The organism is Dietzia sp. PP-33 (assembly GCF_033790845.1).
Lineage (GTDB): Bacteria > Actinomycetota > Actinomycetes > Mycobacteriales > Mycobacteriaceae > Dietzia.
This window is the reverse complement of the sequence record NZ_JAMYEI010000017.1, coordinates 19,415-46,280: the sequence shown is the minus strand read 5'-3', so window position 1 is coordinate 46,280 and position 26,866 is coordinate 19,415. Positions and strand designations below refer to the sequence as shown.

Sequence of the window (26,866 nt, the reverse complement as noted above, 5' to 3'; positions counted from 1 at the left end):
CACGCATGATGCGTGTACAATAGAAGACAGAGCCGGGAACACCCGCTCACCCCGCACCCGAAAGGAGCCAGCCATGGCCCGCAAGACCTACACCCCGCAGCAGAAAGAGGCCGCCCGGGCGGCCCGCGCCGAGAAGGTCGAGCAGATGCACGACGAGCTGTCCGCCGCCGTCGACGCCCTCACCGAATCCGGCGAGTGGCAGCGGTGGCTGGACTTCCTCGGTTCGTTCCACCGCTACAGCTTCAACAACACGCTGCTGATCCAGGTGCAGTGCCCGCACGCCACCCAGGTCGCCGGATTCAAGGCGTGGCAGGCCAAGGGCCGCCAGGTCCGCAAAGGTGAGAAGGGAATCCGGATCTTCGGCAAGCCGTTCCGCCTCGTCTCCGAAACCGATGAGGCCACCGGAGAGACCACCCGCAAGGCCATCAAGTGCCCACCGCCCGTGGTCAGCGTGTTCGACATCTCCCAGACCGACCCCATCGAGGGGGTCGAACAGCCCACCGCCCCCGTCGCCCACCTCCAGGGCGACGACCACGCCGCCCTCTACGAGCGCATCAGCCAGTGGATGACCGGCCAGGGCTGGACCGTCACCCGCGAGCAGATCCCCGGCGAGTCCAACGGCTACTGCACCGTCGACGGAACCCGCCGCATCGTCGTCGACGCCGACCTGTCCGACGCCCACGCCGCAAAAACCGCCATCCACGAGGCCGCACACGCGATCCTGCACACCGACGATGACGGCAAGCTCACCACCGAGCCCGACCAGGCCACCCGCGAACTCGAGGCCGAATCCGTCGCCTACGTCGTGGCCGCACTGCACGACCTCGACACGAGCGACTACAGCGTCGGCTACGTCGCCAGCTGGAGCGGGGGACAGGCCGACAAGGTCAAGGCCACCGCCGTCCGAGTCCAGGAGGCCGTCCACCTCATCGCCGGCGCCCTCACCGACGGCGCCCTCACCGACGAAGATCAGGACGAGGAGGCCGCCGGCTAGGCCGGCGGGGCGGTCGGGCGTGGCGCCGCTCCGCTAAGCGCCACGCCCGACCGCCGGCCACCCTCGCATCATGCACGCACGACACGCCCCGCACCCAAGTATCACACGTGCTCCATACCCGCACCATGCGCGGATATGCTCGCACCATGCACGCATAACGAAGGGAAAGCAACCATGACCACGGTCATCGCGATCGCCAACCATAAGGGCGGCGTCGGCAAGACCACCACCGCCCTCATGCTCGCCCACGCCGCCGTCGCAGGTGGAAAGCGCGTCCTAGTCATCGACCACGACGCCCAAGGGGGAGTGGCCCTGCGCATCCTCGGAAACCGCGACCCCGACGGACACACCCTCGCCGACATCTACGCTCGCACCCCAGGCGTCACCCTCGCCGGCGCCACCCACACCACCCGCCGCCCCGGCCTGGACATCGTCCCCTCCGGTCGCGGCAAACTCGCCGCAGCCCTCCAAGCACTCGGGGGAGTGGCCCCCGGAAAAGTCCTACACAAAGCCCTCGACACCGTCCGCGACAACTACGACCTCGTCATCATCGACTGCGACCGCGGCCTGTCCCTGGGAACCATCAACGCCCTCTACTCAGCCGACCGGGTCCTCCTCGTCACCGAGCCCGAAAACGACTCCTTCAACGGCATCAGCGACACCGGCGAACTCGTCGACGAGATCAACGAAGACCTCCGCCCCAGCCGGCCCCTGCCCGACCCCGACATCCTCATCAACCTGCGCGACACCACCCGCACCGCCACCCACGGCCGCGTCGCCACCGAGATCCGCGACTGGGCCACCCAATCCGGCTACACCGTCCACCCCCACGACATCCCACGCCGCGCCTTCATCGCCGAAGCCGCCGCCAACGGTCAAGGACTCGACGAGCTCCGCGACATCGCCGCCGTCACCGTCCGCGACAGCTTCCACGAGCTGCTCACCACCCTGACCGCCGAAAGGACCTGAACCCATGGCCGCCACACCGCCCATCCGCAAGCGCAAGACCACCGACAGCCTCGTCGCCCAAGCCGCAGCAGGGGAGACCACCGCCCGGCCGGCCGACGCCCCCGAATACCGCAACTGGAACATGCGCCTGCCAGCCGACCTGGTCGAACGCATCTGGGGCACCTGCGAAGCCCTCGACAAGGACGAGGACCTACCCAGCGCCGTCGCCTTCACCGTCCGCGCCTTCGAGGAGCTGCTCGACCGCCTCGACGCCGAATACAACGACGGCAAGCCCTACCACTCAGACACCAGCCCCTTCCGCGCCGGCGGCCGCACCACCTACAAGAGGTAGACCCATGCACATCGTCACCATCACCACGACCACACCCACCGGCGAACTCCTCCACCAGGACACCCTGACCACCACCGGCAGCCACGCCGAAGCCCTCGACCTCGCCGCACACCACGCCGCAGCCACCACCATTGACATCCACGCCGACGACCCCTACAAACACCACGCCCACCTCATCGCCCTGGGCGACGAACCCCACGCCGTCATCGCACCCCGCATCACCCCAACCGGACGCACCGACCTCCTCGCCACCCTCCGAGCCACCACCACCCTCACCCACTAGAACCACTATCTGCCCGGCCGCCGCGGGTCGACTGGGGCCAGCTCCCGCGTGCAACACCGCCCGGTGACTCCCGGGGCGTAGATCCCTGGCCGTGGACGCCGGCACTGCCCGGCGGTGGGGCGAACCGGTGGGTGGCCCTCTTTCCCTGCCACTGCGAGTCTTTGTGTTCCGCTCCCTGCGTCAAGGTCGGCGCCGGCTTCGCCGTCGCCCGGCCGGCCACGACCAATCTGCGACGCGCTCGCTGCGCTCGTTTGTTTCGCCGCAGATTCCCCGCGTCCGCCCGGGTGCCCTCTCTTGCCTCCGGTTCGCGGCCCACACGATCGGCGGGTGTCAGGGAAAGGGGGACACTGCGCGAACGGCATAGCCGAGGTGGTGGTGCGAGAACCTGCAGGTGAGAGCACACTAACGCGTCATACACGTATGATGCACGCATAATACGTGTACAATAGAAGCAGAGCAGGCCACAAGGCCACTCACCCCGAACCCGAAAGGAGCCAGCCATGGCCCGCATCACCTACTCCGTCACCGCGACCGAGCCCTGGGAGGCCGCCGCCACGCTCGCCACAGTCCTCGACCTCTCGGTCAACCCGCTCACCGTTCACGAGGACCGGGTCACCGTCGTCGCCGACGAAGACGACACCGAGATCGTCGGCACCATCCGCCGCGCGATCTACGCCGCCTGACCCACAACCCCCGCCCATTGCCGCGAGGCAGACGGACACCACGACCGAAAGGACCACCGCCATGGCCATCACCGTGTACACCAAGCCCCAGTGCGTGCAGTGCGGCGCCACCATCAAGGCGCTCGAGAAGGCCGGCCTGGACTACGAGCTCGTCGACATCACCACCGACACCGAAGCCCGCGACTACGTCATGGCCCTCGGCCACCTCCAGGCCCCCGTAGTCGTCGCCGGCACCGACCACTGGGCCGGATTCCGACCCGACCGCATCAAGGACCTCGGCCGCACCGCCGCCTGAATCACCCGCCAGTAGGGGAGGGGACACACAATGCACACCATGACCGCCGAGGACCCGCAGGCCACCGCCGACCCGGTCGACGTCGACGACCTCGCCGCCGCAGACGCCGCACCCACCGTCCCCGAGCTCGACCCCGAAGCCGCCCTGCTGTGTGCACTCCTGCACACCACCGACACCACCGAAGCCCGCCACATCACCGCCCACCTCGAGGCGAACGACTTCCTAGGCCCCCGCTACGGCGACCTGTACCAAGTCATCGCAGACCTCATCGCCATAGGCGAACCCCACCACGCCCCCCGAGTACTCGCCGCCCTCACCAGTGCCGGACGCATGGCCGGCCACCACGGCCGGCTCCTAGCCGACGCCCTGCAAACCGTCACCCTGCTCGGAACCCCCACCGTCGGACTGCGCACCCTCGCCGCAGACGTCCTCGACGCGAGCTACCGCCGCCACTTCGCCCACACAGCCGCCGACCTCACCCGGGCCAGCGCCGAAGCCCCGACCGACGCCCTGTTCGAGATCCTCCTCAGCCACGGCCGCGCCATGCGCCGCGAAACCGAACGCCGAGCCGCCCTCACCAGCAGGGGAGGGGAGCAGGCATGACGTTCATCATCGGCACGGGCCCCACAGAGCTGCACGCCCTGATAGACCTCGAGAACCGCCTCGACGCCCACCGCGACGCCCGCGCCGCCCCGCCTGTCACCGTGCTCGACGTCGCCTGCCACCACGGCAACTGGTCGGCCATCGCCAACGTCCGCCACGACCTGCCAAGGGAGGGGAGCCAGTGACACCCGACGAAGCCCGATCCCTCGGCCGCGCCATCCGCACCGCCCGACTCGAGCAAGGCCTGTCCCAACTCAAGCTCGCTGTCGCGATCGGCGTCAGCGGGGGACAACTCGGCCTCTGGGAACGCGGCCGCGTTCCCGCCGCCCGGGGTCGGGACGCCCACGCTCCGACGATCCCGCGGGACCAGCTCGAGGCGATCGCCGCCGCCCTGGACTGCACCGTCACTGCCATCGCCGATCGCGCAACCCTGTCCGCCACCACCCGAGTCCTCTACGGGCTCGAACCACTCGGCCCTGCCCGTACCCTTGTCGCCGGCCAGGAGTACGACCTCACCGACGCCGAAGCCGACCGTGTCGCTGACTTCATCGCTGGACTCATCGCAGGCCGCAACCTGCGCTAACAGGCATTGTCGGAACTGCCCGATACCGTGCGCCGCATGGACGAGCTGCTAGACCGGATCCGCCGTGCAGCCGACCAAGTAGGGGAGCCGCTGTTCCTCGAAATCCTGGGCTGGCACCGTGCCGTCGTCGGCCTCCCAGCCCTGGACCCCAACGCGCACGGCGCCTACCGAGACGCGATCGCTGAACTCGGAGACGACCGCACCGCGGAACTACTCCGAGACCTGCGCCGACTCGCCCGCAACCCCCGCCGCTATCGCAACGGCGCCGACGGCAAACCTCGATACCGCCAGGGGCGAACCGTCAGCGATCACCACCACCGCGAGTAACCGCCTCGATCAGGCCGGCATCGCGGCGGTCCAAGGTACGGACGTTGTTGACCGCCCGTGACACTGGACGGGTTCGAAGAGTCGATGCCACCGCCCGCGACTTGACGTCCAGCAGATCCAGCATGTCTCCGACCTGGTCCTTCTCGAGCTTCTCCGGGGCCAACCAGGTATTCCACGAAGCGGGGGTCACAAAGACCGGCATGCGGTCGTGCACCTCGCCGGCCGCATCCTCACCCGTCCGCGTGATGATCGTGAACGTCGTCCGCCACTGCTCGTCACCGTCCTGGCGGTGGAAGGCCAACAGCCCCGCAGCGAGCAGCAGCTCGTCCCCCGGGGCATGCACATAGCTGGGGTTCTTGACCTTCTTGCCGTCCTCGAGAGCTTCCTGCCACTCGTAGTACCCGGTCATCGGAACCAGGGCACGTGCCGAGGCGAACGCCGAACGAAACATGCCATTGGTCGCAGCAGTCTCGAGCCGGGCGTTAATCGGCCGCGGCCCCTTTTCCTTCGCCCACGACGGACGAAACCCCCACGTAGGCATGAACGCCTCACTCACCCGCTGTTCGCCGATCAGGCGATCCCGGATTACCGGCGCCCGCGTGCGAGGAGCAACTGAGTAGGCCGGCTCCCACTCGAACCCCGGCTCCGTCCCATCCAGGTCAAGAACATCGACCAAGGCGGCGCCAGACACCGCTACCGAGTACCGACCACACATGCCGAGACAGTAGCAGCGCCTCGAGCGATTCGGCTCTGACCAGCAGGTATTGCGGCCTCTACTCACAACGCCACCTGAGATCTAAGAGGAAGAGCCCCTCACAACAGACCCCTCTGATCGTCATCGGTGGCGGGTATGGCTCCCCGGCGGTCCACGGGATCGACACGCGATCGCTTCTGCACCGATCAATAGATCGATCTATCGAAACATCCGAACTATTGCCCCGAGAAATTCCTGGATAACAGTAGAACGCTGCATTTTGCCCCTCTTGGCATGTTTCAAAAATTGGCCGGAAAATCGGGCGGTAAATCACCGGCAGAAAAACTTTAGAAATGAATTGCAAACCCCTTTTCAGGCGCCATGTTTTTTTGCTACCTTGTGTGGGCCGCACCGCATCGTTGCAGGTAAAACGATCGCAGCGGCATTGCGAACTCAATAGTGGATACCTCCGGAAGCGCTTATCCGCGACTGCTGAAAATGTTCCGAAAAGAAGTCCCGAGAATCAACCAAAAGGAGAAATCATGCGTACTTCCAATCTTTCTTTGTCGTCTGTCCCCGCTCACTCGTCCGACTCCGTGTCAATCGTCTTCGACGGCTGGAATGCCGTCCTCGGAGCATCCGAAGGATTCGGCTACTCCCGCCGGCAACTGTCAACGTTCACGCTGGACCTGCCTCGGCTGGCCGACAGAATCGCCGGAATGCGTCACCACTCAAGCCGGGTGGAACGAATCGCGGTGGTGATGGGGACCCATGATCTGCGCGCCAATCCGGCAGCCCACACCGCGCAAGCCGCCGCAGCCCGGCAGTGGAAGCGAGACCCGCGAGTCACCGTGATCGACCCCGGGATGGAGCAACTCGATGAGCCGACAGTGGGGGAGGGGGTGGTGGTCCCGCTGCGGCGCCACTGCGAGGTCCGCGGAGATGCGGAGATCCAGCGGATGCTCACCGAATGGACCGACGACCGCAAGACCGATGTCGCGATCCTCGTCAGCGCCGACGCGGATCACCTCCCGACGGTGACCGACATCCGGCGCCGGCGCCGGACCCACCTCGAGGTGGCCCGATGGGAATGGCAGTGGTCGTCCCTGTGGGAACGCGGCCTGTGGGTGCACCACCTGGGCCACGACCTCCTCGACTCCGTGACCTCCGACTGCAATCCCCGAAAGGCGGCCTGACATGACCACCACCCACACCGCGAACGGACCGCAGGATCACGTGGTCTACCGGATGGAGACCTCCCGGGATCTGCTCGACTGGCTCGGCGGGCAGTTCGCCCGCCGAACCCGACCCCGGGCCGGCAACGGGAGGAACAGCACAGGTCAGGCCAGCAGCCCCGCCGACGGGGCCCAAGCCCGCACGGTCGGCAGGCTGGAGGTGCAAGTGGCGCGGGTGTGTGAGCTGGTCAACCTCGCCCTGGCCCAGGTCGATCTCTACGACGACCTGGGGATGGCGTGGATCCTGCTCGAACAGGCCCGCCAGCAATTGGGGCACGCTGCGGTTTCGGCTGCGGCCGGCTCGAGTGACGACGGCGGCGAGGGTGAGGCCGGTGGGCACGCCGCGATGAAGGCGCAGATCGTGTGGCTGCTTCAGCGCGACCGCATGCCCTGGCCCCAAGACGCCGCGGAAGTCGTCGACTTCGGGGGAGGACCGGGTCTGCTGCCGGACCTGCTACCGGACACCCCGCTCGAACTGCTGCCGCTGCAACTGCTGGCCCACACGTCCATGACGCTCGCTGCAGGAGCCGAGACTCAGGGCATGGGCGAGACGGTGATGGCGATGGCGTTCGGCGAGTACGTGTCGACGGTCATGGCAGAGGCCATGGAACTGCTCTCGTCCTGCTCCGACCCGGCGGACGTGGACGAGATCGTCGAGACCGGCTACCAGGTCGCCGACCTCATCGCGGGAGCGTTCCCGCCGGCGTGGCAAATGTTCCAGGGACCGGCCGGCTTCCCCGGAGAGGCCGCCTGACACACCCTGATCGGGCCCACGCGCCCGATCAGGGCACCTGGCCCGCCGAGGCCGACCGGAAGGCGCACAGAACGCGTCTTATCGGCACGCGACTTGTGGGAGCTGTTGACCTCATGAAGTCACGGTTGTCGGCACAGTTTGTGCCAAGGGCGGATTGGAATGCCGAACGGTCCTGGTTCTGGTCGAACACCGGTCGGCTCGTTCCGAACCCGTGCGGCGCCCGGCTCGTTGCCGGGGCCCACCCCACAACTGCAGTTCGTAGCCCGAAGCTAGCTCGTGACGGCTCCAGTGGGGTACAGTTAGTAACAGCAGAAGCCAAAGAATCGCACTTTTACCTACCTCTACTGACGGAGGGGTCCCATGGACGCTGCTCCCACTAGCGGCACCTCTGACCGTCACGCTGCGCTACTGGCCGCTTACACCGCTCACCTTGCCGAGTACGGCCGTCGGCCCGGAGTCCGGGCCCTGCGCGAGCGAGCCCGGGTCAGCACTGACGCCGCGGCCACCTGGCTCAAAGAGCACGCGCCCGAGCGTCGCGCCCCCGAGCTCCCGGCCGAGAGGCTAGCCCCGGTGCTGGCGCCCCTGTGGGCCGCCGCCGTGGATGCGGCCACCCAGGTCCTGCAAGAGGACCACCAGGCCACTCTGGCCACCCACATCAAGTCCGAGCAGCAGGCCCTGCAGGACGCTGAGCGCGCCACCACCCACGCACAACAGCAAGCAGACCGTGCCGCCGAGGCCGCGTCCCGCGCCGAGGCGCTTTCCCGCGAGATCAGCACTTTTCAGCAGGAGGCCCATCGCGCCCGACAACAGGCCCACGAGGCGGAAAGAGCTGCCGCCGAGACTCGCGAAAGGGCACAGCGGGATATTCACCAAGCCGAGCAAGCGGCCGCAGTGGCCCGCGCCGAGGCCGCCGCGCTTCGCGAGGCTCTGACCGCGGTGCGGCCGGTCACCGAGCCCACACAGGAGAAGTTATGACCGATCATCACGACCACGAGGCCGAGTTGCTGCGCGCTGCTGTCATCCAAATGCGCGGTACCGACCTCGACCGCTCCGACGGTGGGGGCGACTTCACCCTCGACGGACTCCAGGACGATCACAGTTGGCATGCTGTGGCCTTCGGTATGCCCTGGAACGGTTGGGCAACACCCATTGTGACGACTGCAACCCTGCAGAACATGCTCGAAGACCTGGCAAAGCTCGACGGTCAGCCCTTTGGTGAGATCCGCCCTGACGGCGGCCTCGTCGTCTACGGCGAACAACCAGAGGACAATTACGTCATCACCCCAAACGAGTGCAGCGAGTACTCCCTGCACTCTCTCGGCTGGTGTTTCCTCGTTTGATCCACTGCGGCCACCCCTCGGCCGCAACCCGACCTAACCACCTTCCTGCAGGCCACAGCGATTTCGCCGGCTACCGTAGGCCGACATGGCCACGAACGCTGTCCCCGGCCCCGGGCACACTTGTCAGCCCGACGGGCGCACAGCGCGCAAGGGGCAGGCCGCAATTCCGCAGCCACCCCCTCACACAATCCTCGCCCCCGCGGACGACCTTGAGTTGCAGCAAGTGTTGCAGTGGCTCCAGGCCCGGCCGGACTTGGAGGTTGAGCTGCGGGACGCCATCCTCGACGCCATCAACTACGTCATTGAGGGTTCGATCACCGGGCGGTTCTATCTCTACGACCCGGAAGTGGACTCCGATGAGCGCTCATCGGTCGGCACTAAACTGCAGTACCGACTCCTGCGCGCCTTGGGCCTGCCGAAGCAGAAGCCTCTAGACACCGTGATCGCGGGTATCCCCGTGGAGGTCAAGACGACCATTCGCGACTCGTGGATGATCCCTACCGAATCTCAGTGCGAGATCTGCCTACTGATCAAGATCGACGCTGCGGCTGATCATTTCTACGCCTCGATCATGCGGGCCCACCGCGTATGGCTGCGCGATGGCGCCAACAAGGACGGCAAGCGCAGTTTCACCGCCGACGCGGTGAAGCGCTTCCTTGCCCCGGTGGTGGACGGACAGCTGCCGCGTAACCCCTTGCGCGACCTCACCGAAGACCAGCTCGCGGTGGTGTTCGGCCGCGGAGGAATCAGGAAGCGACTCACCTCCTTTTTTGGCTACATGCCGCACACGGTGGTTCCCCGGTACGTCATCGAAACCATCGGGCTCGGCGCCAAAGATCCCATGCGCCGAGCCCGGCAGGCCAAACCGGACGTCCTCGCCGAACACAACCTGGTCCTTCTGTGCGGAACGTGGCAGGTGGACTGTGCTGCGGGAGCCGCTATCGGCTACGCGCTCGAGGAGACAGACTGGGTCGCCGTGGACCCGGCCAAGATCCCGTCCGCTCTGCTCGAGAAGGTGCTCGAGGGGATTAGAGGGTTGCCAGCTCCGGCGTCCGTGAAAGCGGAGCTTCCAGACTCTCCGGAGCAGGCTCAGGCGCAGGCTCAACCTTGACGGCCTCCAAGGCCTTGCGAATCTGCTTACCCACGGCAGCGGGCACCGGCGGCGGGAAGGCGTTGCCCACCTGACGCCACGAGGCCGTCTTAGTCCCAGGGAAGATCCAGTCAGCCGGGAAGCCTTGGATGAGCGCACCCATCTGCACGGTGAGCCGCGGCATCCCCACGAACCCCGGCGCCGGTGGCTCGTTGGCAATAGTCCGGCCTTCCACACCGAGCTCAGCCCACGCGGCCCGGGCGCGAGTCGGGCCTAAGTCCGGGCCGCCGTGTTTGAGCGATCCGCCGACCAGTGTCGGCGCGATCGTGTTGGCACCGGCCGCCCAGGCATCGGCACCTTCCCAGCCGTTGGCTGCCATGTGATCTCGCAGTAGCGCGCCCACGCTCTTCGGGGGTCGCTTGTGCGGGGTCGGCCACACGAAATGCTCGGCCCAGGGCTCCTTGATCCCAACCAGAATCGTGCGCGGCCGCAGCTGAGAAACGCCGAAGTCCGAGGCCTTGAGCAGCCGCCACGCCGACTTGTAGCCCATATCCTCCAGGCGCCCCTCGACCTCCGCCCGGAAGTCCTCGAAAACGGGATCCATCAAGCCACGCACGTTCTCGAGCATGACGGCCTTAGGCCCGATCTCTTCGATCAGATCGAGGGCCCGCGGGAAGAGGTTCCGCTCGTCGTCTGCGCCGAGCTGCCGACCGGCCTTGGAGAACGGCGGGCACGGCACGCCACCAGCCACGAGATCGGTTAGGCCGGCGTACGGGGCACCGGACCACTCGTTCAAGTCCATCTCAACGGTGTTCCACTGTGGCCGGTTGGTGCGCAGGGTCGTGCAGGCATGCTTGTCGTACTCGACGCAGGCCAAATGGGTGAACCCGGCCTGCTCCAGGCCGACAGCCTGGCCGCCAGCCCCGGCGCAGAGTTCCACTGATGTAAGTGCCACGATAACGACCCTCTCCGTAAGTGCTCTCATACTGTCATATGCCGGCGGGGTCCATCACAAGTGACGAGCCACTGACTGACGTATCCGGCACCGAATTAACTCTGTACCTGCGGTGTTAAAACATAACCGCCGGCGACACACCCGTAGTCGACTACGCCCAGGAGTGCGTTGATAATGCCGGCAGGGGAGACACGCCCCAGGTCGTCACCCGACGCGCCTACCTTCGACCGGACGGGGCGCACTGTAACCGCCAGCTCCGACACGTCGGCGCTCCCACCCACAGCTTTCGGTGCAGGAGCTCACTCCACCGTCGTTTTGGCACCCTTGAACGCGGAGAAGATGCTCGTTGCTTAGTCGTTCGGGCCAAGTCCAAGCAGCTTGGCAAGATCCTGCTTCACACGCGCCGTGTCATCCGGCCGGAGCTTGCGGATCCTGTCGTAAGTCTCGTCTAGAGCATCTCGAGTCCGCCTGCCCTGAGCGAGCCACTCGTTCAAGCGCCTGAGGTTGGGCGTGGACAAGCTACGCACGGCGGACCAGACTTCCTCAACGGACTCCGGCTTGGTCCCCTCAGATCGCATCTGTTCGTTGCAGAGCGCACATTCCGTCCTGAGATTCCCGCGATCGTTTCCACCACCGAAGTGCTGCGAGATGATGTGGCCCACCGTCATCACAGCCTTGCGGTCGGAGTTCTCGGGATAGGGCTCCCCGTCGCCTACTCCGCATACCTGGCATCGTGACCCATCTCGGGTCAAAACTAGGGCGCGCGTCTTGGCTGATACGACTTGCCTGTTGGGTGGCCGATCTCCGAGGCCGGGGTGCCACCCGATTTTGTCGATGCGGTAATGCTCCGGCGGAAGCGATCGGTCGTCTTTCTTCGACGCGATGAGCCACCCATCGCGCTCACCTCTCAGCGAACGCAACCGTCGCTGAAGATGCTCATTGGTGTTAGGCGTCTCTGGATTAGGTGCTAGCTGCTCGCGCAGCTCTCTAGTGGTGACCAAGTCGCCCACCTTCTTCGTACTGGCTAAGTAGGCAGCGATCTTTCGTTCGTCGCCGTAAGCGCTTTCTTTGCCTGGAGTGCGGGTCAACTTCCACCAAAGTTCGCCGTTCGGCGCGTATGCAAACGAGGGGTAATCCACCTGCCTAGGATCGCACCCAGGCGGAGGTAGAGAGCAGTCCGACTCCTCGCCACGCCGTTGTACCGCTCGAACTGCGACTTGCACCCTCCACCCGTGAGCGCCCTGCTGTTCCGCAGCCGAGGCCACCCGCCGTTGGGGGGTAGTCCGCGTCACGCCGACCCGGGCGTGGGATTGCTGCACGATCAGGTATCAGGTTCAGTCACGCAGCCTGAGTGACCAGCAGGGCCATGATGGGCTCAAACTCGATAGGGGCCTATCGCCCGAGCGCGACCTGCCGACGTCGCCGGTTCGGTGGCAAGTTCGCTCGGTCCAAGTCAAAGTCGAGATCCGCAGCTCCTCGCGGGTGGTCCAGGATCGGCGGTCGAGGACGTTGTATTTGAGATAGCGGAAGATGCTCTCCATGGCCGCGCTGTCTCCGGCGGTGCCGACGCGGTGGACGAGTCGGCATATCAACGGCGGGCGATCCGAGTTTTCCTTACGTCCGCAATCGCGCGACGTTTCGGCCGGGGCGGAGTGGGTCCGCATTACGAGAGCTCTCCTGTCGTGGCGCTACGAATGGTGGCGACCTTTTAGCTCGGGGCGGAGCCTCCGCGCAATCGCTTCCGTCTCCCCGAGGCTCAGCTCGTGAACCTCGTCTCGTTCTGTACCTCCACCTGGGATCGTGCCGGCCACGTGAATGTGAAAGTGAGGGATGGCTTGGTGCGCATCAATCCCGTTGTTTTGCCAGATGCTGATTCCCGGACGTTGCTCTACCTCGTCGATGGCGTGCGCCGCTTTCCTGGCGAGCCTCATCACTGCATCTGACTCGGCATCGTTTATGTCCAGCACGGTCGGTGCGTGGCGTGTCGTGACAACCAGTAGGTGCGAAAGCCCCCGCTGTTCGCGGGTGACCAAGAGGGCTGCATGTTCCTCGCGATGGAGAACAGTGAAGGGGCGAGCTCCACTCAAGTAGTCACAGAAAGCGCAAGGATAGGCGTCAGGAACGTCGAGGTGACTCATGACGAATCCCTCAGCGAAGATAGGAACTCTTGAACCTCAAGCATGTCGATGCGCTTTTCATCCTGGGGTCTGACCACAATCCGCAGTTCTTCACATACTCGCTGCTGGCGTGAGGCGAAAATGAACGACAAGATGAGAAAACGGATGGCGTCCTGGATCGGCAGCACGGTCGACATTCCCGACTGCCCTAGGCCAATGACCGGAGCTGAGACTGCCTCGCCATTGGACCGGATGCGTACCTCGTCCCACAACTTGTCCATCGCTTCCCACAGGACGCCCATGTTGGAAGTGGCCTTGTTCGTCTCGTCGAGGCGGGTATAGGCCACGCAAAAGTAATGCTTGCGCTGGTGCTTGATCGTCGCGACGGTGCCGAGCGGGTAACGGCCGGTGTTACCTACCTTAGTGACAGTGTCGATGACCTGCTTGCTTGCCAGTGCCGCTTGTAGGTCTTCACGCAAGTTATCTACGTCGTGCTGGTACACGCGGTGTAAGAACTGTCCCTGCACGCTGCCAGACGCAATGATGTGGGGAGTCTCGATGTCGAAGGTATCCGCCATGCCGATAACGAGATTCGTGTCCTGCTCGAAGAGGTCGCCCGTGATAAGACTCACCTTTGTGTCGGGGCTCGCGAAGTGCTGTTCGACCGGATAGGGCCACGACTTCCAGACCGCGTAAACGAGTGCGGCCAGCGGAAGAAGAAGAATCTCTGGCAGGTCCAGCCTGCCGAGAGTGTTGGGCGAGAATAGGTCAAAGAGCCCAAGTGCTGCTGACAAAACACCAAGCGCGGCAAGCCCGTGCGTAGCCAGACCGCGCCAAAATCTTTTGTTCCGAAGGTCGCGAGTAAGGGTCACGCGTCACAACTTGTCGTAGACGGATTGATCGTAATAGTAACAACCGGTGTTGGAGCTGGTCTTGAAATCAGCGGCATAGCCGTCTAGTGCATATTTTATTATTGCGGGGCTCAACGCCACTGACATGGTGTAGTATTTCGCGTCCAGAAGCGGGGACGGAATGAAGTTCTTATCAACGGTCTTGTCTCCGTCGTGGTTCGCGATCACCACGGGCAGATTAAACTCCATCATCACCTGCACCTCATGGGCGAGGAAGGAAACCCCGTCGCCGCCTTTTCTCTTGGCCTCCGGCGTTCCGATGAGGATCACCTGCTTCGCGTTGCTCATGCGCTCACGCAGGTTCCGCTTGATGGTTTCCGGCTTGCTCGTGTCCCGCGAGATGAAGAGGCTGTGGGCGTCGTAGAAATTGAAGTCAATATTGTCGTTATCGCGCCATGCCTCCATCAGTCGGTACAAATGAATGTTTTCGCTCGCGAAAGCAACGTAGGTCTTATTGCGGTAGCTCATGTCCCGTCCCTAAGTTCGACTCGATTCCCAGTGTAGGCGGGCCCGCCGACAGGCTGCCCCTCTGTTCACCGGTTCTGCCGCGCAACTTCGAGGGTGCCCCGGCCCCACTCGTGGCGGCTGCCCTTGTCGCCGAATGGTGAGCGCCGACTCGGGTCGATCGGGACGATCGGGTAGGTCGAGGGTGAAGTCATCAACCAGCGGAAGGAACTCGACGGTCTCAATTGGGTACACCCGTGCGGGACGGACGAGGGGCCATCATCGGCGTGTGACTCTCAACTTCGTTTGGCGGGATTTCGCAGCTTCGTTTGGCGGCTCAGGTGAAGCCGCTGGCGAGGGTGGAGCGGCGGAGTCAGTGTTCGTCGCCGAGGTGGCCGGAGAGTTTGTCCAGACGATCGAGGCTCGATCCGTCAAGGCCGATGATCTCGACGGTCTTGCCCTTGGCGGCGTACTTGTGGGTGATCGCGTCCAGGGTGGCCACGGTGGAGGCGTCCCAGATATCGGCCTCGGTCAGGTCGATGACCACGTGCTGGGGGTCGCCGGTGTAGTCGAACTGGTAGACCAGATCGTTGCTCGAGGCCCAGAAAAGCTCGCCACGCACTCGGTAGGTGCGGATGTCGATGGTGCCGTCGTGATTGACGTCGAGTTCAGAGTCCTTCTCCAGGCTCGTCATGTGGGCCACGCGGCGGGCGAACATGACCATCGCGGTGAGCACGCCGAGGATGACGCCGATGGCCAGGTTGTGGGTGATCACAGTCGCGGCGACGGTGACCGCCATGACGATCGTCTCCGGGAGCGGCATCAGGCGCAGGGTGCGTGGGTGGATGGAGTGCCAGTCCATGGTGGCCACCGAGACCATGATCATCACCGCGACCAGGGCAGCCATGGGGATCAGGCCGACGATGTCGCCCAACGCTACGACGAGGATGAGTAGGAAGATCCCAGCCAGCAGGGTGGACAGGCGGGTGCGGGCGCCGGACTGCTTGACGTTGATCATGGTCTGGCCGATCATCGCGCAGCCGCCCATGCCGCCGAAGAAGGCGGTGACGATGTTGGCCACGCCCTGGCCCCATCCCTCACGGGTCTTGTCGGAGCGGACCTCGGTGATGTCATCGACGAGTTTGGCGGTCATCAACGACTCCATAAGCCCGACCAACGCCATCGCCAGGGCGTAGGGGGCGATGATCTGCAAGGTCTCCAACGTCCACGGAACGTCGGGGATGAACAGCGACGGCAACGAGGAGGGCAGCTCGCCCTGATCGCTGACGTTGGGCATGGTCCAGCCGAAGAGCACGACCACGGCGGTGATCGCCACGATCGCCACCAGCGGGGCCGGCACCGCGGCCGAAAGTTTGGGGAAGAACACCATGATGAGCACGCCCGCGGCGACCATCGGGTACACCAGCCACGGCACCCCGAGCAGGTGCGGGATCTGCGCGGTGAAGATCAGGATGGCCAGGGCGTTGACGAACCCGACCATCACCGACCGGGGGATGAAGCGCATGAGCTTGCCCACCCCGATCACGCTCAACACGACCTGGAAGATGCCGGCCAGCAGCACGGTGGCGATGAAGTAGTCCAACCCGTACTCGCGCGCCACGGGGGCGATGACCAGGGCGATTGCGCCGGTCGCTGCGGAGATCATCGCGGGCCGTCCGCCGGTGAAGGCGATCGTCACGGCCATGGTGAAGGAGGCGAACAACCCGACCCGCGGGTCCACGCCCGCCAGGATCGAGAACGAGATCGCCTCGGGGATGAGCGCGAGCGCGACGACCAGACCGGCCAAGACCTCGGTGCGCAGTCGGCGGGGGGCAGAGAAGGCGTACTTGAACGACGCGAGCACGCCGACGGGTGCGAGATCGTCATCCGAGCTGGCCGGGGGCGGGGACGAGGCCCCGGATGCGTGGGTGGGAGCTGTCACGGGGGTTTTCCTAACCGTGGAGGGAACATGACACACTCTCCCGTAACGGGAGGTTTGAAACCTACCGTAACGTCAGGTTTGGGTAGCGTTGAATTTGGGACCGACACCGTGACCTATTTCACGAGGAGTGTGATGCGGGAAGAGTCCGCACGAATGGTCGGTGAGGTCGCTGACTTCACCGGCCTGTCGATCCGCACGCTGCGCCACTACGACGACATCGGCCTAGTGGTGCCCTCCGGCCACACCGCCGGCGGATTCCGGCTCTACACCGACGCCGACATCGACCGACTACTCCTCGTCCGGCGAATGAAACCTTTGGGCTTCTCGCTGGAACGCATGAAGCAGTTCCTCGAAGCCACCGACATCCTTACGGCGGCCCAACGCTCAGAATCGCCGGGGCTCGATGACTGGCACGCAGCCAGAATGACCGTCGAAGAGATCCGCGCCGAAGCTGAAGCGCGCTACCTCGAACTGCAGACCCAACTCGAATACAGCGCCGAGTTCTTGCAACTATTCCGCCAGAGGTTTGACTAAGCAGGCTGATCCATAAACGACCGTTTTTGCTACAAGTGAACTCGAGCTCGCCGGATTTGGATACGCCGAGGTGGGCGGAAGCCAATTCTGTAGCGGAACCCAGTCTCAAAATCTATGTTTCTGATCTGCCCAGCAGCGACGAGTATTGCTACATTTGTCGGTATGGGCCACGCTTTCGGGTACGCACGGGTGTCGACTGGCGATCAAGACGCCCGACTGCAGCACGATGCCCTCGCCGCTGCCGGCTGCTACAAGGTCTTCACCGACACCGCCTCCGGGACATTGGCCTCCCGCCCAGAGTTGGGAAAGCTCCTCGATCAACTGCGCCCGGGCGACACCCTCGTGGTCTGGCGACTGGACCGGCTGGGCCGATCGATTCGGCATCTGATCGATCAGCTGACCGAGTTGCAGGAACGCGGCATCGAGTTTCGCTCCCTGCAGGAAAACATCGACACCGGGTCCTCGGGCGGGCGGCTGGTGTTTCACATCTTCGCCTCGCTGGCGGAGTTCGAACGAGACCTCATCTCCGAACGCACCCACGCCGGCCTTGAAGCCGCCCGAGCCCGTGGCCGTAGAGGTGGGCGTCCGCCGTTGTTGTCCGGGGACAAACTGCGCACCGCCCGCAAGCTCTACGAGCAACAAGACATGACCGTCGCCCAAATCGGCGAGGTCCTGGGGGTCAGCCGCACCACCGTCTACCGAGCGCTGCAACGCGGGGCCGATAAGCCCCCGGCTCCGCGCCGACAGAAGTCGACGACGGCGTAGCAATGAGCGGGGGCAGTGAACCTCAAGGTTCGATCGGCGCCCCCACTGGTGCGAAGACTGCCGCGGCCCGATGGCAGGTCCTACGCCAACACGTGGAGAGCGGGGTCCCGCTGACCCAGTTGGCCGCAGCCGAAAAGGTCGGGGAACGCACTTTGCAACGCTGGCTCGCCGCGTATAGAAAGGGCGGGATCGCCGCGCTGGCTCCGGCAACGCCACCCAAGCGTGGGCGGCGCACCCACCCAGACCTTGTGGCCTACATCGAAGGCCTGGCGCTGAGTACGCCTCGGCCGTCCACCGCGGCGATCTTCCGCAAGGCCGCCACGACCGCCACCCGCCGCGGATGGCCGATGGTCTCCGCGAGCACCGTGCGGTCCATCGTGACCGGTCTGGATCCCGGCATGGTGACCTTGGCTCACCAGGGCGCAGCGGCCTACCGGGACACCTACGAGTTGGTGTGGCGCCATCGAGCCGAGCGGGCCAATGCCACCTGGCAGGCCGACCACACCGAACTCGACATCCTCATCCTCGACGCCAACGGGCGGCCCGCCCGGCCGTGGTTGACCGTCATCCTCGACGACTACTCCCGGGCGGTGTGCGGCTACATGGTCTTCCTCGGTGCACCCTCGGCGATGAACACCGCGCTGGCGTTGCGGCACGCGATCTGGCCGAAGAACGATCCGAACTGGCCGATGTGCGGCCTGCCCGATGTGCTCTACGTCGATCACGGGACCGACTTCACCAGTCACCATCTCGCCCAGACCGCCAAGGACCTTCACTTTCAGATCATCTACTCGACCATCGCCAGACCACAGGGCCGCGGCAAGATCGAGCGGATCTTCGGCACGATCAACACCGAACTCCTTGCCGAGCTGCCGGGCTATCTCACCCGCGGTCAGCGGCACCCCGAGCCGGTACTGACGCTGCCCGAACTCGACACCGCGATCGGCGAGTTCATCAGTGCCAAGTATCACCGCCGGACCCACCCGGAGACTGGCGACAGCCCCTACCGGACCTGGATCGGTGACGGGTGGCTTCCCCGCCTGCCCGAGACCATTGATGATCTCAACCTGCTGCTGTTGACCGTGGCCAAAACGCGCATCGTCCACCGCGACGGAGTGCGCTTCCAGGGCCTGCGGTACGTCTCGCCGCTGCTGGCCGCCTACGTCAAAGAGCAGGTCGTGATCCGGTACGACCCCCGCGACATTTCCGAAATCCATGTCTTCCACAAGAACCAGTACATCTGTAAGGCCGTGGACCCCGATCACGCATCGACCACCGTCAGTCTCAAAGACATTCAGCACGCGCGCGCAGTCCGCCGACGCGAGCTACGTGGCCAGATCGCCGAACGCATTGCCGTCGTCACCGGCCACCAAGGCCCCTCGTTTCCGGCCTCGCCGGCACCGACCTCACCAGCCCGGAGGAAGACGAAGCTTCGCACCTACCTGGAGGATGACTGATGTCTCCGCAACGGTTCATCGCCACCAAACAGCACCGTAGATTCGTCGAGTTTGCCGACGCCGTACGCCGCCAACGCACCATTGGCATCTGCTACGGCCAAGCCGGGATCGGTAAGACACTGTCCGCCAGACGGTATGCGAACTGGCACAAAGCCGAGCGGCTCCTCGAGGAATGGGGACCACGCGATGACTCCGATTTCCCGATCTATGCCGCCCTGGCCAGGAAACGGACAGTCTTCTACACCCCCGCGGTCCTGAGCACTCCGCGTCAGGTCAGAGACGATCTCACCGGCCTGACAGTCCAGGTATCTGCGTGCATCGACGAGCATCTGATCAACACCGGAGAACTGCAGACGCGACCCAGGACTCTGGGAAGGCACGTCGAGCTGATCATCATCGACGAATCCGACCGCCTTAACGCCACCGCCCTGGAAATGGTGCGAGACCACTATGACCGCGACAACGTCGCCGTCATCCTCATCGGCATGCCCGGGATCGAGAAGAGATTCAGCCGCTACCCGCAGCTCTACAGCCGCGTCGGGTTCGCCCACGAGTACCGGCCACTGAGCAAAGACGAGCTGCGATTCGTGCTGGAACGTCGCTGGCCCAAATACGGCCACCCCCTCGATCCCGACGACTTCACCGACGCTCAAGCCCTCGCCGCGATCGCACGGATCACCCGCGGCAACTTCCGCCTCGTCGACAGACTGTTCACGCAGATGGAGCGCATCATGCAGATCAACGAGCTCAACACCATCACCGACGACGTCGTCGAAGCCGCCCGATCCACCCTCGTCATCGGCATCACCTGACACCGCCAAACGAACCTGCGAAATCCCGCCAAACGAAGGTGAAAGTCACATCATCGGCGCTGTATCGCAAGGTCCGGTACGGCGTTTTTGAAACATCGTCCCCTCGGGTCTAGGGTGTACTGATACACCACCTGGCGGAGGGGCGCTTCGATGGCTGATCGGATCGGGACGTTGCTTGATCGCTCGGGTGACGGTGGCGAGGAGGTGCTCATTGTCAGCCGTGGGAAGGTGCGGACTCGATTCCGTCGCCGGGACGAGTTGGGCTGGAACTTTCGGGTGGAGTCGACGGACTCGGAGAACATCATCGAGCGGAAGCCAAAGCCAAAGCCAAAGCCGGATCCGAAGCCGACCCACCGGGCCTCGCGCCCGCGCGGGCAGCGGGTGGCGTATGTGCGGGTGTCGGCCGCGGATCAGAACGAGGCGCGTCAGCTCGAGGCGGTGGGAGAGTGCGACCGGGTCTATATCGAAAAGCAGTCCGCACGCTCTCGTGTCGATCGCGTGAAGCTCGCCGAGTGCATCGGGTACCTCCGCGACGGTGACGAGCTAGTTGTTGCATCGATGGACCGGCTCGCTCGTTCCCTGGTCGATCTCAAGCAAATCGTCGGCGAGATCACGGCTAAGGGCGCGAGCGTGGAGTTCGTCCACGAGCGGGCCACCTACGCCGCTGGCGCCCAGGATCCTCGAGCGGATCTGATGCTTTCGCTGCTCGGGGCGTTCGCGGAGTTCGAGCGGGCCATCATCCGTGAACGCCAGGCCGAGGGTATCGCTATCGCCAAGGCGAAAGGTAAGTACAAGGGACGCAAACGAGTACTGACCGACGAGCAGATCGAGACGGCCCGCGCCCGCATCGAGGCAGGGGAGGGGCCGTCGGCGATCGCCCGCGATCTTGGAGTCGGGCGTTCTACGTTGTACCGCGCACTCCAACGTCACACGCAGTGAACGCCGATGAGCGGCCCCATTGCGCTGTTGCCGGGCCTGACAGCTGAACTCCAACTCCCGCTCGTGTGCGCCCCGATGGGGGTCCGTTCCGTTGTCAGTCGATTCGCGACGGGTGGCGGGTCAGGGCCATGACCTCGATGTCCATGTACGGGAACAGTGGCAGTCCCTGGAGGATCTCGTGGAGCTCGTCGCCGGACTCGACATCGAAGATGCTGATGTTGGAGTACTGGCCCACGATGCGCCAGAGCTCCCGCCACGTGCCGGAGCGCTGCAGGTCCTGGCTGTAGGCCTTCTCACGGGCCAGGGTGTCGGCGCGGACCTCAGGGTCTAGGTCGGTGGGGATGTTGACGTCCATGCGGACGTGGAACAGTGCCATCGTCGGCCTCTCCTTCTCGTGTGGTGCCGCTATCAGTGGCGGGTGAACTTGTCGACGGCGTCGTGGTCGATCTCGACGCCCAGGCCCGGCCCGGACGGCAGATGGACCCGGCCGGCCTCATAGCGGATCGGGGTGGTCACGTAGGTCTCGGCCAGCAGCAGCGGGCCGAACAGCTCGGAGCCGTAGTTGAAGCCGGGCTCGGCGCACGCGAGGTGCAGCGAGGCGACCGTCCCGATCGGCCCCTCGAGCGAGGTGGCGGCGTGGCACGCGATCCCGGCCGCGCGGGCGATCGCCACGACCTCCTTGCCACGGGTCAGTCCACCGAGTTTGGTGGTCTTCACCGCGATCACGCCGGCGGCGTCACGGCGCGCCACCTCGAGGGCGTCGTGCGGGGACTGGACAGACTCGTCTGCCATGAACTGCACGGGCAGTGAGCGGTTGAGCTCGGCCAGCACCTCGATCTGCTCGGTGGGGGTCGGCTGCTCGATCAGCTCGATGCCGGCCTCCACGAGTGCCGGGATGTGGACGTTCGCGGTGAACCGGTCCCAGCGGGCGTTGATGTCCACGCGCAGGCCGGCCCGGCCGTCGAGACGCTCGGCCAGCGCGGCGATGCGGGCCACGTCCTCGGCCGGGTCCAGGGCGCCCATCTTCAGCTTGAACGTGCGGTGCCGGTCCGAGGCCATGAGCTCGTCGATCTCCTCGACCATCTCCTCGAGCGGCATGGCACCCAGCGCCCAGGTGCACTCGATCGAGTCGCGGACCGCCCCACCGAGCAGCGATCGCACCGGCACGTCCAGCGACCGGGCCCAGGCGTCGAACATGGCGATCTCGAGGGCGGCCTTGGCGAAACGGCCCCGGGCCACCACGCCCTCCATCGCCTCCAGGACCGCCGGGATCTCGTCTACCCGCCTGCCGACCGCCACCGGGGCGAGGTACTTCTCAACCAGGACCTGCATGGTCTCGGCCGACTCGCCGCCCCACCACGGGCCGCCCGGGGTGACGCCCTCGCCGTACCCCACGACCCCGGCGTCGGTGGTCACCGAGACGAGCAGGATCGCCTGTGCGGTGGCGGTGGTCGTCGCGAACTTGTGAGGCCTGATGAGCGGCACGTCGAGGATCCGTGTCTCCACGGAGCGGATGGTCAAATCAGACATCTTTCAGCCCTTCGGGTTGGTGGACCGGCCGGTTGACCGCCGACGCCCCGGCCGCTTGGTGGCGGCCGGGGCGGGTGGCTATGAGAGACGAGGTCGTCGCCGGTCAGGCCACGTACCGCTTCTCGGAGACCGGGTCCAGGACGAAGTCGTACTCCACCTCGTCGATGCCGTCGGCGTTGGGCCGCGGGTGCAGGATCAGCTCGGGCTTGACGGCGCCGGCGACATCATCGTCGACCCACTGGCCACCCTTGAAGTACAGCTGGGTGGTGATGAGGCGCTTGCCCGGCGCGGTGACCTTCAGGTGCAGGTGGGCGGGGCGCCACGGGTGGCCGTCGTAGCTGGAGATGAACTCGCCGGTGGGTCCGTCGTGCGGGATCTGGTAGGGGGCCGGCTGGATGGTCTCGATCTCGTAGTTGCCGTCGGCATCCGTGGAGAAGGTGGCGCGCAGGTTCCACTCGGGAATGCCGAGGCCGTCGTCGAACTGCGAGTAGTAGCCGTCGGAGTCGGCGTGCCAGAGCTCGACGGACGCGCCCTCGATGCCGTTGCCGTCCAGGTCGCGGACCTGGCCCTTGAAGATCAGGGCGGTGCCCTTCTCGTCCTCACGCATCGGCATCTTTGCCTTGGAACCGAGGTTCGGGGCGTCCGGCACGTAGTACGGGCCCTCGATGGAGCCCTTGGTGCCGGTGAAGATGCGGCTGTTGGAGTCCTCGATGAAGTGCTCCAGGAACACGTCGAGCCACAGCGGCCACTCGCCGCCCTCGCCGACCTCGATGAGCCACTGCTTGAGCACGCGGTACTCGTCGTAGGTGACCTCGTGCTCGTAGATGACCTCGGACAGCTTGGTCAGGACATCCTTGTAGATGGCGGCGGCGCGCTCCGGGCTCGTGTCGGACGAGAAACGGACGCCCTTGAACTTGTCAGTGGCGGCGGAGCCGGAGCCGGCGGCGGTGGGCACTGCGGTGCTGGGCATGATTCTCCTCGTCGTTCACGAATAATATGGCATGCGTCACAATCGACAAGGCGATAGTGGCTGTGTCCGCAAGCATCCGAAATACGAGGGGTCCAGATTCCACGAAGAGGAACAGGCGTCCCTCTCGTCTCAGGCGAGCTTCTGTTCCAGGTCCCTCTTCGCCTTCTCGAGTGATTCCCGGTACCGCGGGATAACTGTCGGGTTGAAGCGGTAGCTGGGGAGCGCGATACCGAGCGCTAGCACAGGGCGCTGGAGGGTGTCGCTCGCAGCTACGGCCAGCCCGCTCACGCCCTGGGCGCCTTCTTCGAAGTTCGTCTCGTAGCCCTTGCGGCGAACCACGGACAGTCGACGCTTCAGCGACCGGATGTTGGTTAGGGGAGAGTTTCTCCAAGGGGGGAACCCGCCCTTGTACAGGTCCTCAACGTGCGGATTCGTCAGGCTGGATAGCAGGGTCCTCCCCCCAGCGGTGGTGTAGGCCGGCACCCGCCGCCACTTGTCATGGGGCACGGCGTCGTCTGCGGCTCCTTCGATGCCGTGCACGAGCCGAACGTAGGGCCCCTCCGGCATCCACACGTGGATGGTCTCTCCGGTGTCATCACGGACTGCCGCGGAAACCGCGCTCAGAGCGGTGAGAATGTCGGACACCGCTAGAGGGCGCACGTTAGTCGCCAACGAGGGGCCGGAGCGATACCGCCTGTCCGGAAGCTGGATCGCCATACCTTCGAGGACCAGCGACCGAAAAATACGATGCGCAGTCGAGGGCGCGACGTCCAGCACTTCAGACGCGTCTTTGACTGACAGGACACGCCCCGCGGAGAGCAGGCGCAGCAACAGCAGTGCCCGGTGGACCGAAGTGAGAGGGGACGCCTCAGCGCACTCGATGGGGGCCACACCCGTAGGAAGGTCACGGCCCACGCCGCGATACCGACCGCGGTCGTCCTTGAGCGCGAATCCGCCGAAGTTGAGCGCGCTCAGGAGTCTGTGCGTGGCAGTGGGTGACCCGCCCACGATGACCGCTGCTCCCCGAACGGAAAGCGAGTCGTGCTCCTCAAGTGCCCGCAGCAATCGGCACGCTCGTCGGACCGAATCGACAGCGCCCGCTCCCGAATCCGACTCGCGCCAGGCAGTGCCCATCATCTTCCTCATGCTTCAGGTCTGTACGAACAGTGTTGAGAGGTTTGGGCCACAGTATCCGTTGTCGTATCGACTAAGTCGAGACTCGTTCGCTGCAGGGCACACCGTCCCGCTGGGCGGAATTCGGACCCTGCCCTCTTCATTTGTGGCCCATATAACTGCACTGTCGACAGTGTTCAGCGTCCCCCTCGGCGGCGCCTGGTCACGGCCTCGGGGCCGCTCAACAGGAAGGTAGGCATGAACACTCAGGATGCCCAGACGCGAAGTGCGTTCTCGCCGCGCACCAGCTCACCAGAAGAGCTGCGGTCCCTCGTGCAGGACGAGCGCGTCCATCGGACCCTCTACACCGACCAGGCGATCTTCTCAGAGGAGATGACCGCGATCTTCGGTGGAAAGTCGTGGGTTTATCTCGCCCACGAGTCGCAGGTGCCGGACCCCAACTCGTTCTTGTCTATCCGGATGGGTCTCCGCCCGGTCATCGTCACCCGGGATCGGCACGGCGAGTTGCACGCGGTTTTCAATCGATGCACTCATCGCGCAGCGACGGTGTGTCGCGAAGAGAGCGGAACCGCGAAGAGTTTTCAGTGTCCGTATCACGGATGGACGTTCCGCAATACCGGCGAGCTGGTGGGTGCCCCGTGGCCCCAGGGATACGGAGCGGACTTCGACAAGGAGGATCACGGGCTCCGTCGCGTGGCACGAGTCGAAACGTACCGGGGGTTCATTTTCGGGACCCTCAACGAGGATGCGCCCTCGGTTTCGGAGTGGCTCGGTCATGCGAAGCCCTGGCTCGACTACTGGGTAGACCGAGCCCCGGAAGGCGAGGTGAAGGTACAGAACGCAGCTCACAGAATGGGGTATCGCGGCAACTGGAAGCTCGCGTACGACAACGCAGGGGACGGATACCATCCGTCGTTCTCGCACAGGTCCCTACTCGAGATGGCCTCTCGTATGGGGGACAGCAAAGACATGGCCTACTTCGGCAGGACGCCGGACAGCGGTCCGATGCGTTCCTACCTCCTGGGCAACGGTCACAGCGTTCTCGACCAGCGGGGCAACTATGAGGGCCCGGGCAGCTTCTGGGAGAACCAGCGCCCCCAGCCCGGCCGGGAGCACTTCGAGGAGCACATCAGGAAGAGCTACCCCGACTGTGCCGACGAGCTGCTCGATCTCTGTGTTGGGTCCCAGATCAACCTCAACATCTTCCCCAACCTGCTCATCATCGGCAATCAGATTCAGGTAATCGAACCGCTGGCCGTCGACCGGACCCAACTCACCTGGAACGCCACCAGCATCGGCGGGGTTCCGGAGGAGGTCAACACGATGAGGATGCGTACTCAGGAGGACTTCCCCGCCTTCGGTGAACCTGACGACCAGGCGAACTTCGAAGAGGTTCAGAGAGGACTCTCCGCCCCCGAGGAGGAGTGGATCCTCATGAATCGTGGTCTCAATGTGGAGAACTGGCAGGAGATCGACGAGAACGGAGTGGTCTCCAGTGCCGTCACCGACGAGATGCACATGCGCCAGTACTACGACGAGTGGCTGCGCATCATGACGGACGAGGAAGTGAAGCGATGAGTGCGCAGATCCCAGCGGAGTTCTCCGACACGTCCCGGTTCTCCTACTACGTGCAACCGGATTTCTACGATGAACTGAACCGGTTATCGATCGCGTTCAAGCAGGACTGGCCCGAGTGCGACATGGAGACGTTCGCTCGCGTCCAGGGCTTCCTGTCTCGAGAAGCGCTCCTCGTCGACAATGCGCGGCTCAACGACTGGCTTGAACTCTTCGTCGACGACTGCCTGTACTGGGTGCCGATCACCGCTGGTGCAGGGGACCCGAGGTACCAGGTCTCGCACGCTTTCGACGATCGCCGCCGGCTGACCGACCGGGTGTACTGGCTCCGGACGGGACTGGCGTTCAGCCAGCTACCGGCTTCTCGCACCCGAAGGCTCATCACCAACGTCGAGGCCACGCTTGACGAAGAAACCGGCGCGCTCCTGGTGCGGTCCAACTTCGTCATCTACGAGTTCAGGGCGGGCGTCACGAAAACCTACGCCGGGTGGTACGCACACGTGCTCAGAGACCTTGGGGGAACACTGCGAATCCAGATGAAGCAGGCCAATCTCCTGGACTCCGAGCAAGTGCACGAGAACCTCACGCTGGTGTTCTGAC

At 64.8% G+C, this 26,866-nt stretch carries 33 protein-coding genes and 1 pseudogene; 22 read left to right on the top strand and 12 right to left on the bottom strand.

What is annotated here, in order from left to right; genetic code table 11:
• Nucleotides 1–73: 73 nt before the first annotated feature.
• From NJE57_RS19310 to NJE57_RS19265, 10 genes are all read left to right on the top strand, one after another.
• Nucleotides 74–994, top strand: a complete 921-nt coding sequence (locus NJE57_RS19310) for an ArdC-like ssDNA-binding domain-containing protein (protein WP_319030131.1) — start codon at nt 74–76, stop codon at nt 992–994.
• A 174-nt stretch (nt 995–1,168) separates the two neighbouring features.
• Nucleotides 1,169–1,963, top strand: coding sequence for a ParA family protein (locus NJE57_RS19305; RefSeq protein WP_319030130.1), 795 nt, complete (start codon nt 1,169–1,171; stop codon nt 1,961–1,963).
• 4 nt (nt 1,964–1,967) lie between these two features.
• Complete coding sequence (locus tag NJE57_RS19300) at nt 1,968–2,294, top strand: hypothetical protein (RefSeq protein WP_319030129.1); 327 nt, start codon at nt 1,968–1,970, stop codon at nt 2,292–2,294.
• Nucleotides 2,295–2,298: 4 nt separating this feature from the next.
• Nucleotides 2,299–2,577, top strand: coding sequence for a hypothetical protein (locus NJE57_RS19295; protein WP_095719255.1), 279 nt, complete (start codon nt 2,299–2,301; stop codon nt 2,575–2,577).
• A gap of 500 nt (nt 2,578–3,077) precedes the next feature.
• Complete coding sequence (locus NJE57_RS19290) at nt 3,078–3,260, top strand: hypothetical protein (protein ID WP_017838630.1); 183 nt, start codon at nt 3,078–3,080, stop codon at nt 3,258–3,260.
• Nucleotides 3,261–3,321: 61 nt separating this feature from the next.
• A complete protein-coding gene (gene nrdH / locus NJE57_RS19285) occupies nt 3,322–3,555 on the top strand; it encodes a glutaredoxin-like protein NrdH (RefSeq protein ID WP_017838629.1) in 234 nt (77 codons plus the stop codon).
• Nucleotides 3,556–3,594: 39 nt separating this feature from the next.
• The gene (locus NJE57_RS19280) at nt 3,595–4,158 is read left to right on the top strand and encodes a DnaB-like helicase N-terminal domain-containing protein (protein WP_319030128.1); all 564 of its coding nucleotides are present in this window, start codon (nt 3,595–3,597) and stop codon (nt 4,156–4,158) included.
• Nucleotides 4,155–4,343: a hypothetical protein gene (locus tag NJE57_RS19275; RefSeq protein ID WP_319030127.1), complete on the top strand. Its 189-nt coding sequence runs from the start codon at nt 4,155–4,157 to the stop codon at nt 4,341–4,343. Before NJE57_RS19280 ends, NJE57_RS19275 begins: the two co-directional genes overlap by 4 nt.
• On the top strand, nt 4,340–4,741 hold the full coding sequence (locus tag NJE57_RS19270) for a helix-turn-helix transcriptional regulator (RefSeq protein ID WP_319030126.1): 402 nt from the start codon (nt 4,340–4,342) through the stop codon (nt 4,739–4,741). Before NJE57_RS19275 ends, NJE57_RS19270 begins: the two co-directional genes overlap by 4 nt.
• Nucleotides 4,742–4,777: 36 nt before the next feature.
• The gene (locus tag NJE57_RS19265) at nt 4,778–5,068 is read left to right on the top strand and encodes a hypothetical protein (protein ID WP_319030125.1); all 291 of its coding nucleotides are present in this window, start codon (nt 4,778–4,780) and stop codon (nt 5,066–5,068) included.
• Here NJE57_RS19265 and NJE57_RS19260 read toward each other — a convergent pair.
• Nucleotides 5,043–5,783, bottom strand: coding sequence for an SOS response-associated peptidase (locus NJE57_RS19260; RefSeq protein WP_319030124.1), 741 nt, complete (start codon nt 5,781–5,783; stop codon nt 5,043–5,045). The two genes, NJE57_RS19265 and NJE57_RS19260, sit on opposite strands and share 26 nt — an antisense overlap.
• A gap of 698 nt (nt 5,784–6,481) precedes the next feature.
• Between NJE57_RS19260 and NJE57_RS19255 the strand changes: the two genes are divergently transcribed.
• From NJE57_RS19255 to NJE57_RS19235, 5 genes are all read left to right on the top strand, one after another.
• Nucleotides 6,482–6,958, top strand: coding sequence for a hypothetical protein (locus NJE57_RS19255; protein ID WP_319030123.1), 477 nt, complete (start codon nt 6,482–6,484; stop codon nt 6,956–6,958).
• A gap of 1 nt (nt 6,959) precedes the next feature.
• The gene (locus NJE57_RS19250) at nt 6,960–7,751 is read left to right on the top strand and encodes a hypothetical protein (protein ID WP_319030122.1); all 792 of its coding nucleotides are present in this window, start codon (nt 6,960–6,962) and stop codon (nt 7,749–7,751) included.
• Between the two features lie 360 nt (nt 7,752–8,111).
• Nucleotides 8,112–8,726, top strand: a complete 615-nt coding sequence (locus NJE57_RS19245) for a hypothetical protein (protein WP_319030121.1) — start codon at nt 8,112–8,114, stop codon at nt 8,724–8,726.
• A complete protein-coding gene (locus NJE57_RS19240; RefSeq protein ID WP_319030119.1) occupies nt 8,723–9,091 on the top strand; it encodes a hypothetical protein in 369 nt (122 codons plus the stop codon). Before NJE57_RS19245 ends, NJE57_RS19240 begins: the two co-directional genes overlap by 4 nt.
• Nucleotides 9,092–9,176: 85 nt before the next feature.
• Complete coding sequence (locus tag NJE57_RS19235) at nt 9,177–10,202, top strand: NaeI family type II restriction endonuclease (RefSeq protein WP_319030118.1); 1,026 nt, start codon at nt 9,177–9,179, stop codon at nt 10,200–10,202.
• Here NJE57_RS19235 and NJE57_RS19230 read toward each other — a convergent pair.
• From NJE57_RS19230 to NJE57_RS19200, 7 genes and pseudogenes are all read right to left on the bottom strand, one after another.
• Nucleotides 10,120–11,166 (bottom strand): DNA cytosine methyltransferase, encoded by a 1,047-nt coding sequence (locus NJE57_RS19230; protein WP_413464446.1) that lies wholly within the window; start codon nt 11,164–11,166, stop codon nt 10,120–10,122. The two genes, NJE57_RS19235 and NJE57_RS19230, sit on opposite strands and share 83 nt — an antisense overlap.
• A gap of 320 nt (nt 11,167–11,486) precedes the next feature.
• Nucleotides 11,487–12,275, bottom strand: a complete 789-nt coding sequence (locus NJE57_RS19225) for an HNH endonuclease (protein WP_319030115.1) — start codon at nt 12,273–12,275, stop codon at nt 11,487–11,489.
• A 253-nt stretch (nt 12,276–12,528) separates the two neighbouring features.
• A pseudogene (locus tag NJE57_RS19220) lies at nt 12,529–12,707 on the bottom strand (IS3 family transposase); the annotation flags it as partial.
• A 117-nt stretch (nt 12,708–12,824) separates the two neighbouring features.
• Nucleotides 12,825–13,274 carry an HIT family protein gene (locus tag NJE57_RS19215; protein ID WP_319030113.1) on the bottom strand — a complete coding sequence of 150 codons (450 nt, stop codon included), beginning with the start codon at nt 13,272–13,274 and terminating at the stop codon, nt 12,825–12,827.
• Nucleotides 13,271–14,125 carry a macro domain-containing protein gene (locus tag NJE57_RS19210; protein ID WP_319030112.1) on the bottom strand — a complete coding sequence of 285 codons (855 nt, stop codon included), beginning with the start codon at nt 14,123–14,125 and terminating at the stop codon, nt 13,271–13,273. The genes NJE57_RS19215 and NJE57_RS19210 overlap by 4 nt, the downstream gene beginning before the upstream one ends.
• 3 nt (nt 14,126–14,128) lie before the next feature.
• Entirely contained in the window at nt 14,129–14,632 is a 504-nt protein-coding gene (locus tag NJE57_RS19205; RefSeq protein ID WP_319030111.1) for a TIR domain-containing protein, read from the bottom strand.
• A 349-nt stretch (nt 14,633–14,981) separates the two neighbouring features.
• A complete protein-coding gene (locus tag NJE57_RS19200) occupies nt 14,982–16,550 on the bottom strand; it encodes a SulP family inorganic anion transporter (RefSeq protein ID WP_413464445.1) in 1,569 nt (522 codons plus the stop codon).
• Between the two features lie 132 nt (nt 16,551–16,682).
• Here NJE57_RS19200 and NJE57_RS19195 point away from each other — a divergent pair, with 132 nt between their 5' ends.
• From NJE57_RS19195 to NJE57_RS19175, 5 genes are all read left to right on the top strand, one after another.
• Complete coding sequence (locus NJE57_RS19195; RefSeq protein WP_006898346.1) at nt 16,683–17,084, top strand: MerR family transcriptional regulator; 402 nt, start codon at nt 16,683–16,685, stop codon at nt 17,082–17,084.
• A 162-nt stretch (nt 17,085–17,246) separates the two neighbouring features.
• The gene (locus NJE57_RS19190) at nt 17,247–17,849 is read left to right on the top strand and encodes a recombinase family protein (protein WP_063972675.1); all 603 of its coding nucleotides are present in this window, start codon (nt 17,247–17,249) and stop codon (nt 17,847–17,849) included.
• A gap of 2 nt (nt 17,850–17,851) precedes the next feature.
• A complete protein-coding gene (locus tag NJE57_RS19185) occupies nt 17,852–19,306 on the top strand; it encodes a Mu transposase C-terminal domain-containing protein (RefSeq protein ID WP_413464444.1) in 1,455 nt (484 codons plus the stop codon).
• Nucleotides 19,306–20,118 carry an AAA family ATPase gene (locus tag NJE57_RS19180; RefSeq protein WP_182374544.1) on the top strand — a complete coding sequence of 271 codons (813 nt, stop codon included), beginning with the start codon at nt 19,306–19,308 and terminating at the stop codon, nt 20,116–20,118. Before NJE57_RS19185 ends, NJE57_RS19180 begins: the two co-directional genes overlap by 1 nt.
• A gap of 150 nt (nt 20,119–20,268) precedes the next feature.
• Complete coding sequence (locus NJE57_RS19175) at nt 20,269–21,057, top strand: recombinase family protein (protein WP_319030109.1); 789 nt, start codon at nt 20,269–20,271, stop codon at nt 21,055–21,057.
• Nucleotides 21,058–21,151: 94 nt separating this feature from the next.
• On the opposite strand, the gene catC is transcribed toward NJE57_RS19175, so the two are convergent.
• The 4 genes from catC to NJE57_RS19155 form a co-directional block, all read right to left on the bottom strand.
• Complete coding sequence (catC, locus tag NJE57_RS19170) at nt 21,152–21,433, bottom strand: muconolactone Delta-isomerase (protein WP_182691699.1); 282 nt, start codon at nt 21,431–21,433, stop codon at nt 21,152–21,154.
• A gap of 32 nt (nt 21,434–21,465) precedes the next feature.
• Nucleotides 21,466–22,587, bottom strand: a complete 1,122-nt coding sequence (locus NJE57_RS19165) for a muconate/chloromuconate family cycloisomerase (RefSeq protein WP_182640228.1) — start codon at nt 22,585–22,587, stop codon at nt 21,466–21,468.
• A gap of 103 nt (nt 22,588–22,690) precedes the next feature.
• Nucleotides 22,691–23,557: a catechol 1,2-dioxygenase gene (gene catA / locus NJE57_RS19160; protein WP_319030108.1), complete on the bottom strand. Its 867-nt coding sequence runs from the start codon at nt 23,555–23,557 to the stop codon at nt 22,691–22,693.
• A gap of 129 nt (nt 23,558–23,686) precedes the next feature.
• Complete coding sequence (locus tag NJE57_RS19155) at nt 23,687–24,703, bottom strand: IclR family transcriptional regulator (RefSeq protein ID WP_182640224.1); 1,017 nt, start codon at nt 24,701–24,703, stop codon at nt 23,687–23,689.
• 225 nt (nt 24,704–24,928) lie between these two features.
• Here NJE57_RS19155 and NJE57_RS19150 point away from each other — a divergent pair, with 225 nt between their 5' ends.
• Together NJE57_RS19150 and NJE57_RS19145 are read left to right on the top strand one after the other, a co-directional pair.
• A complete protein-coding gene (locus NJE57_RS19150) occupies nt 24,929–26,269 on the top strand; it encodes an aromatic ring-hydroxylating dioxygenase subunit alpha (protein ID WP_319030107.1) in 1,341 nt (446 codons plus the stop codon).
• Nucleotides 26,266–26,865, top strand: a complete 600-nt coding sequence (locus NJE57_RS19145) for an aromatic-ring-hydroxylating dioxygenase subunit beta (RefSeq protein WP_182640222.1) — start codon at nt 26,266–26,268, stop codon at nt 26,863–26,865. Before NJE57_RS19150 ends, NJE57_RS19145 begins: the two co-directional genes overlap by 4 nt.
• The last annotated feature ends 1 nt before the right edge of the window (nt 26,866 follow it).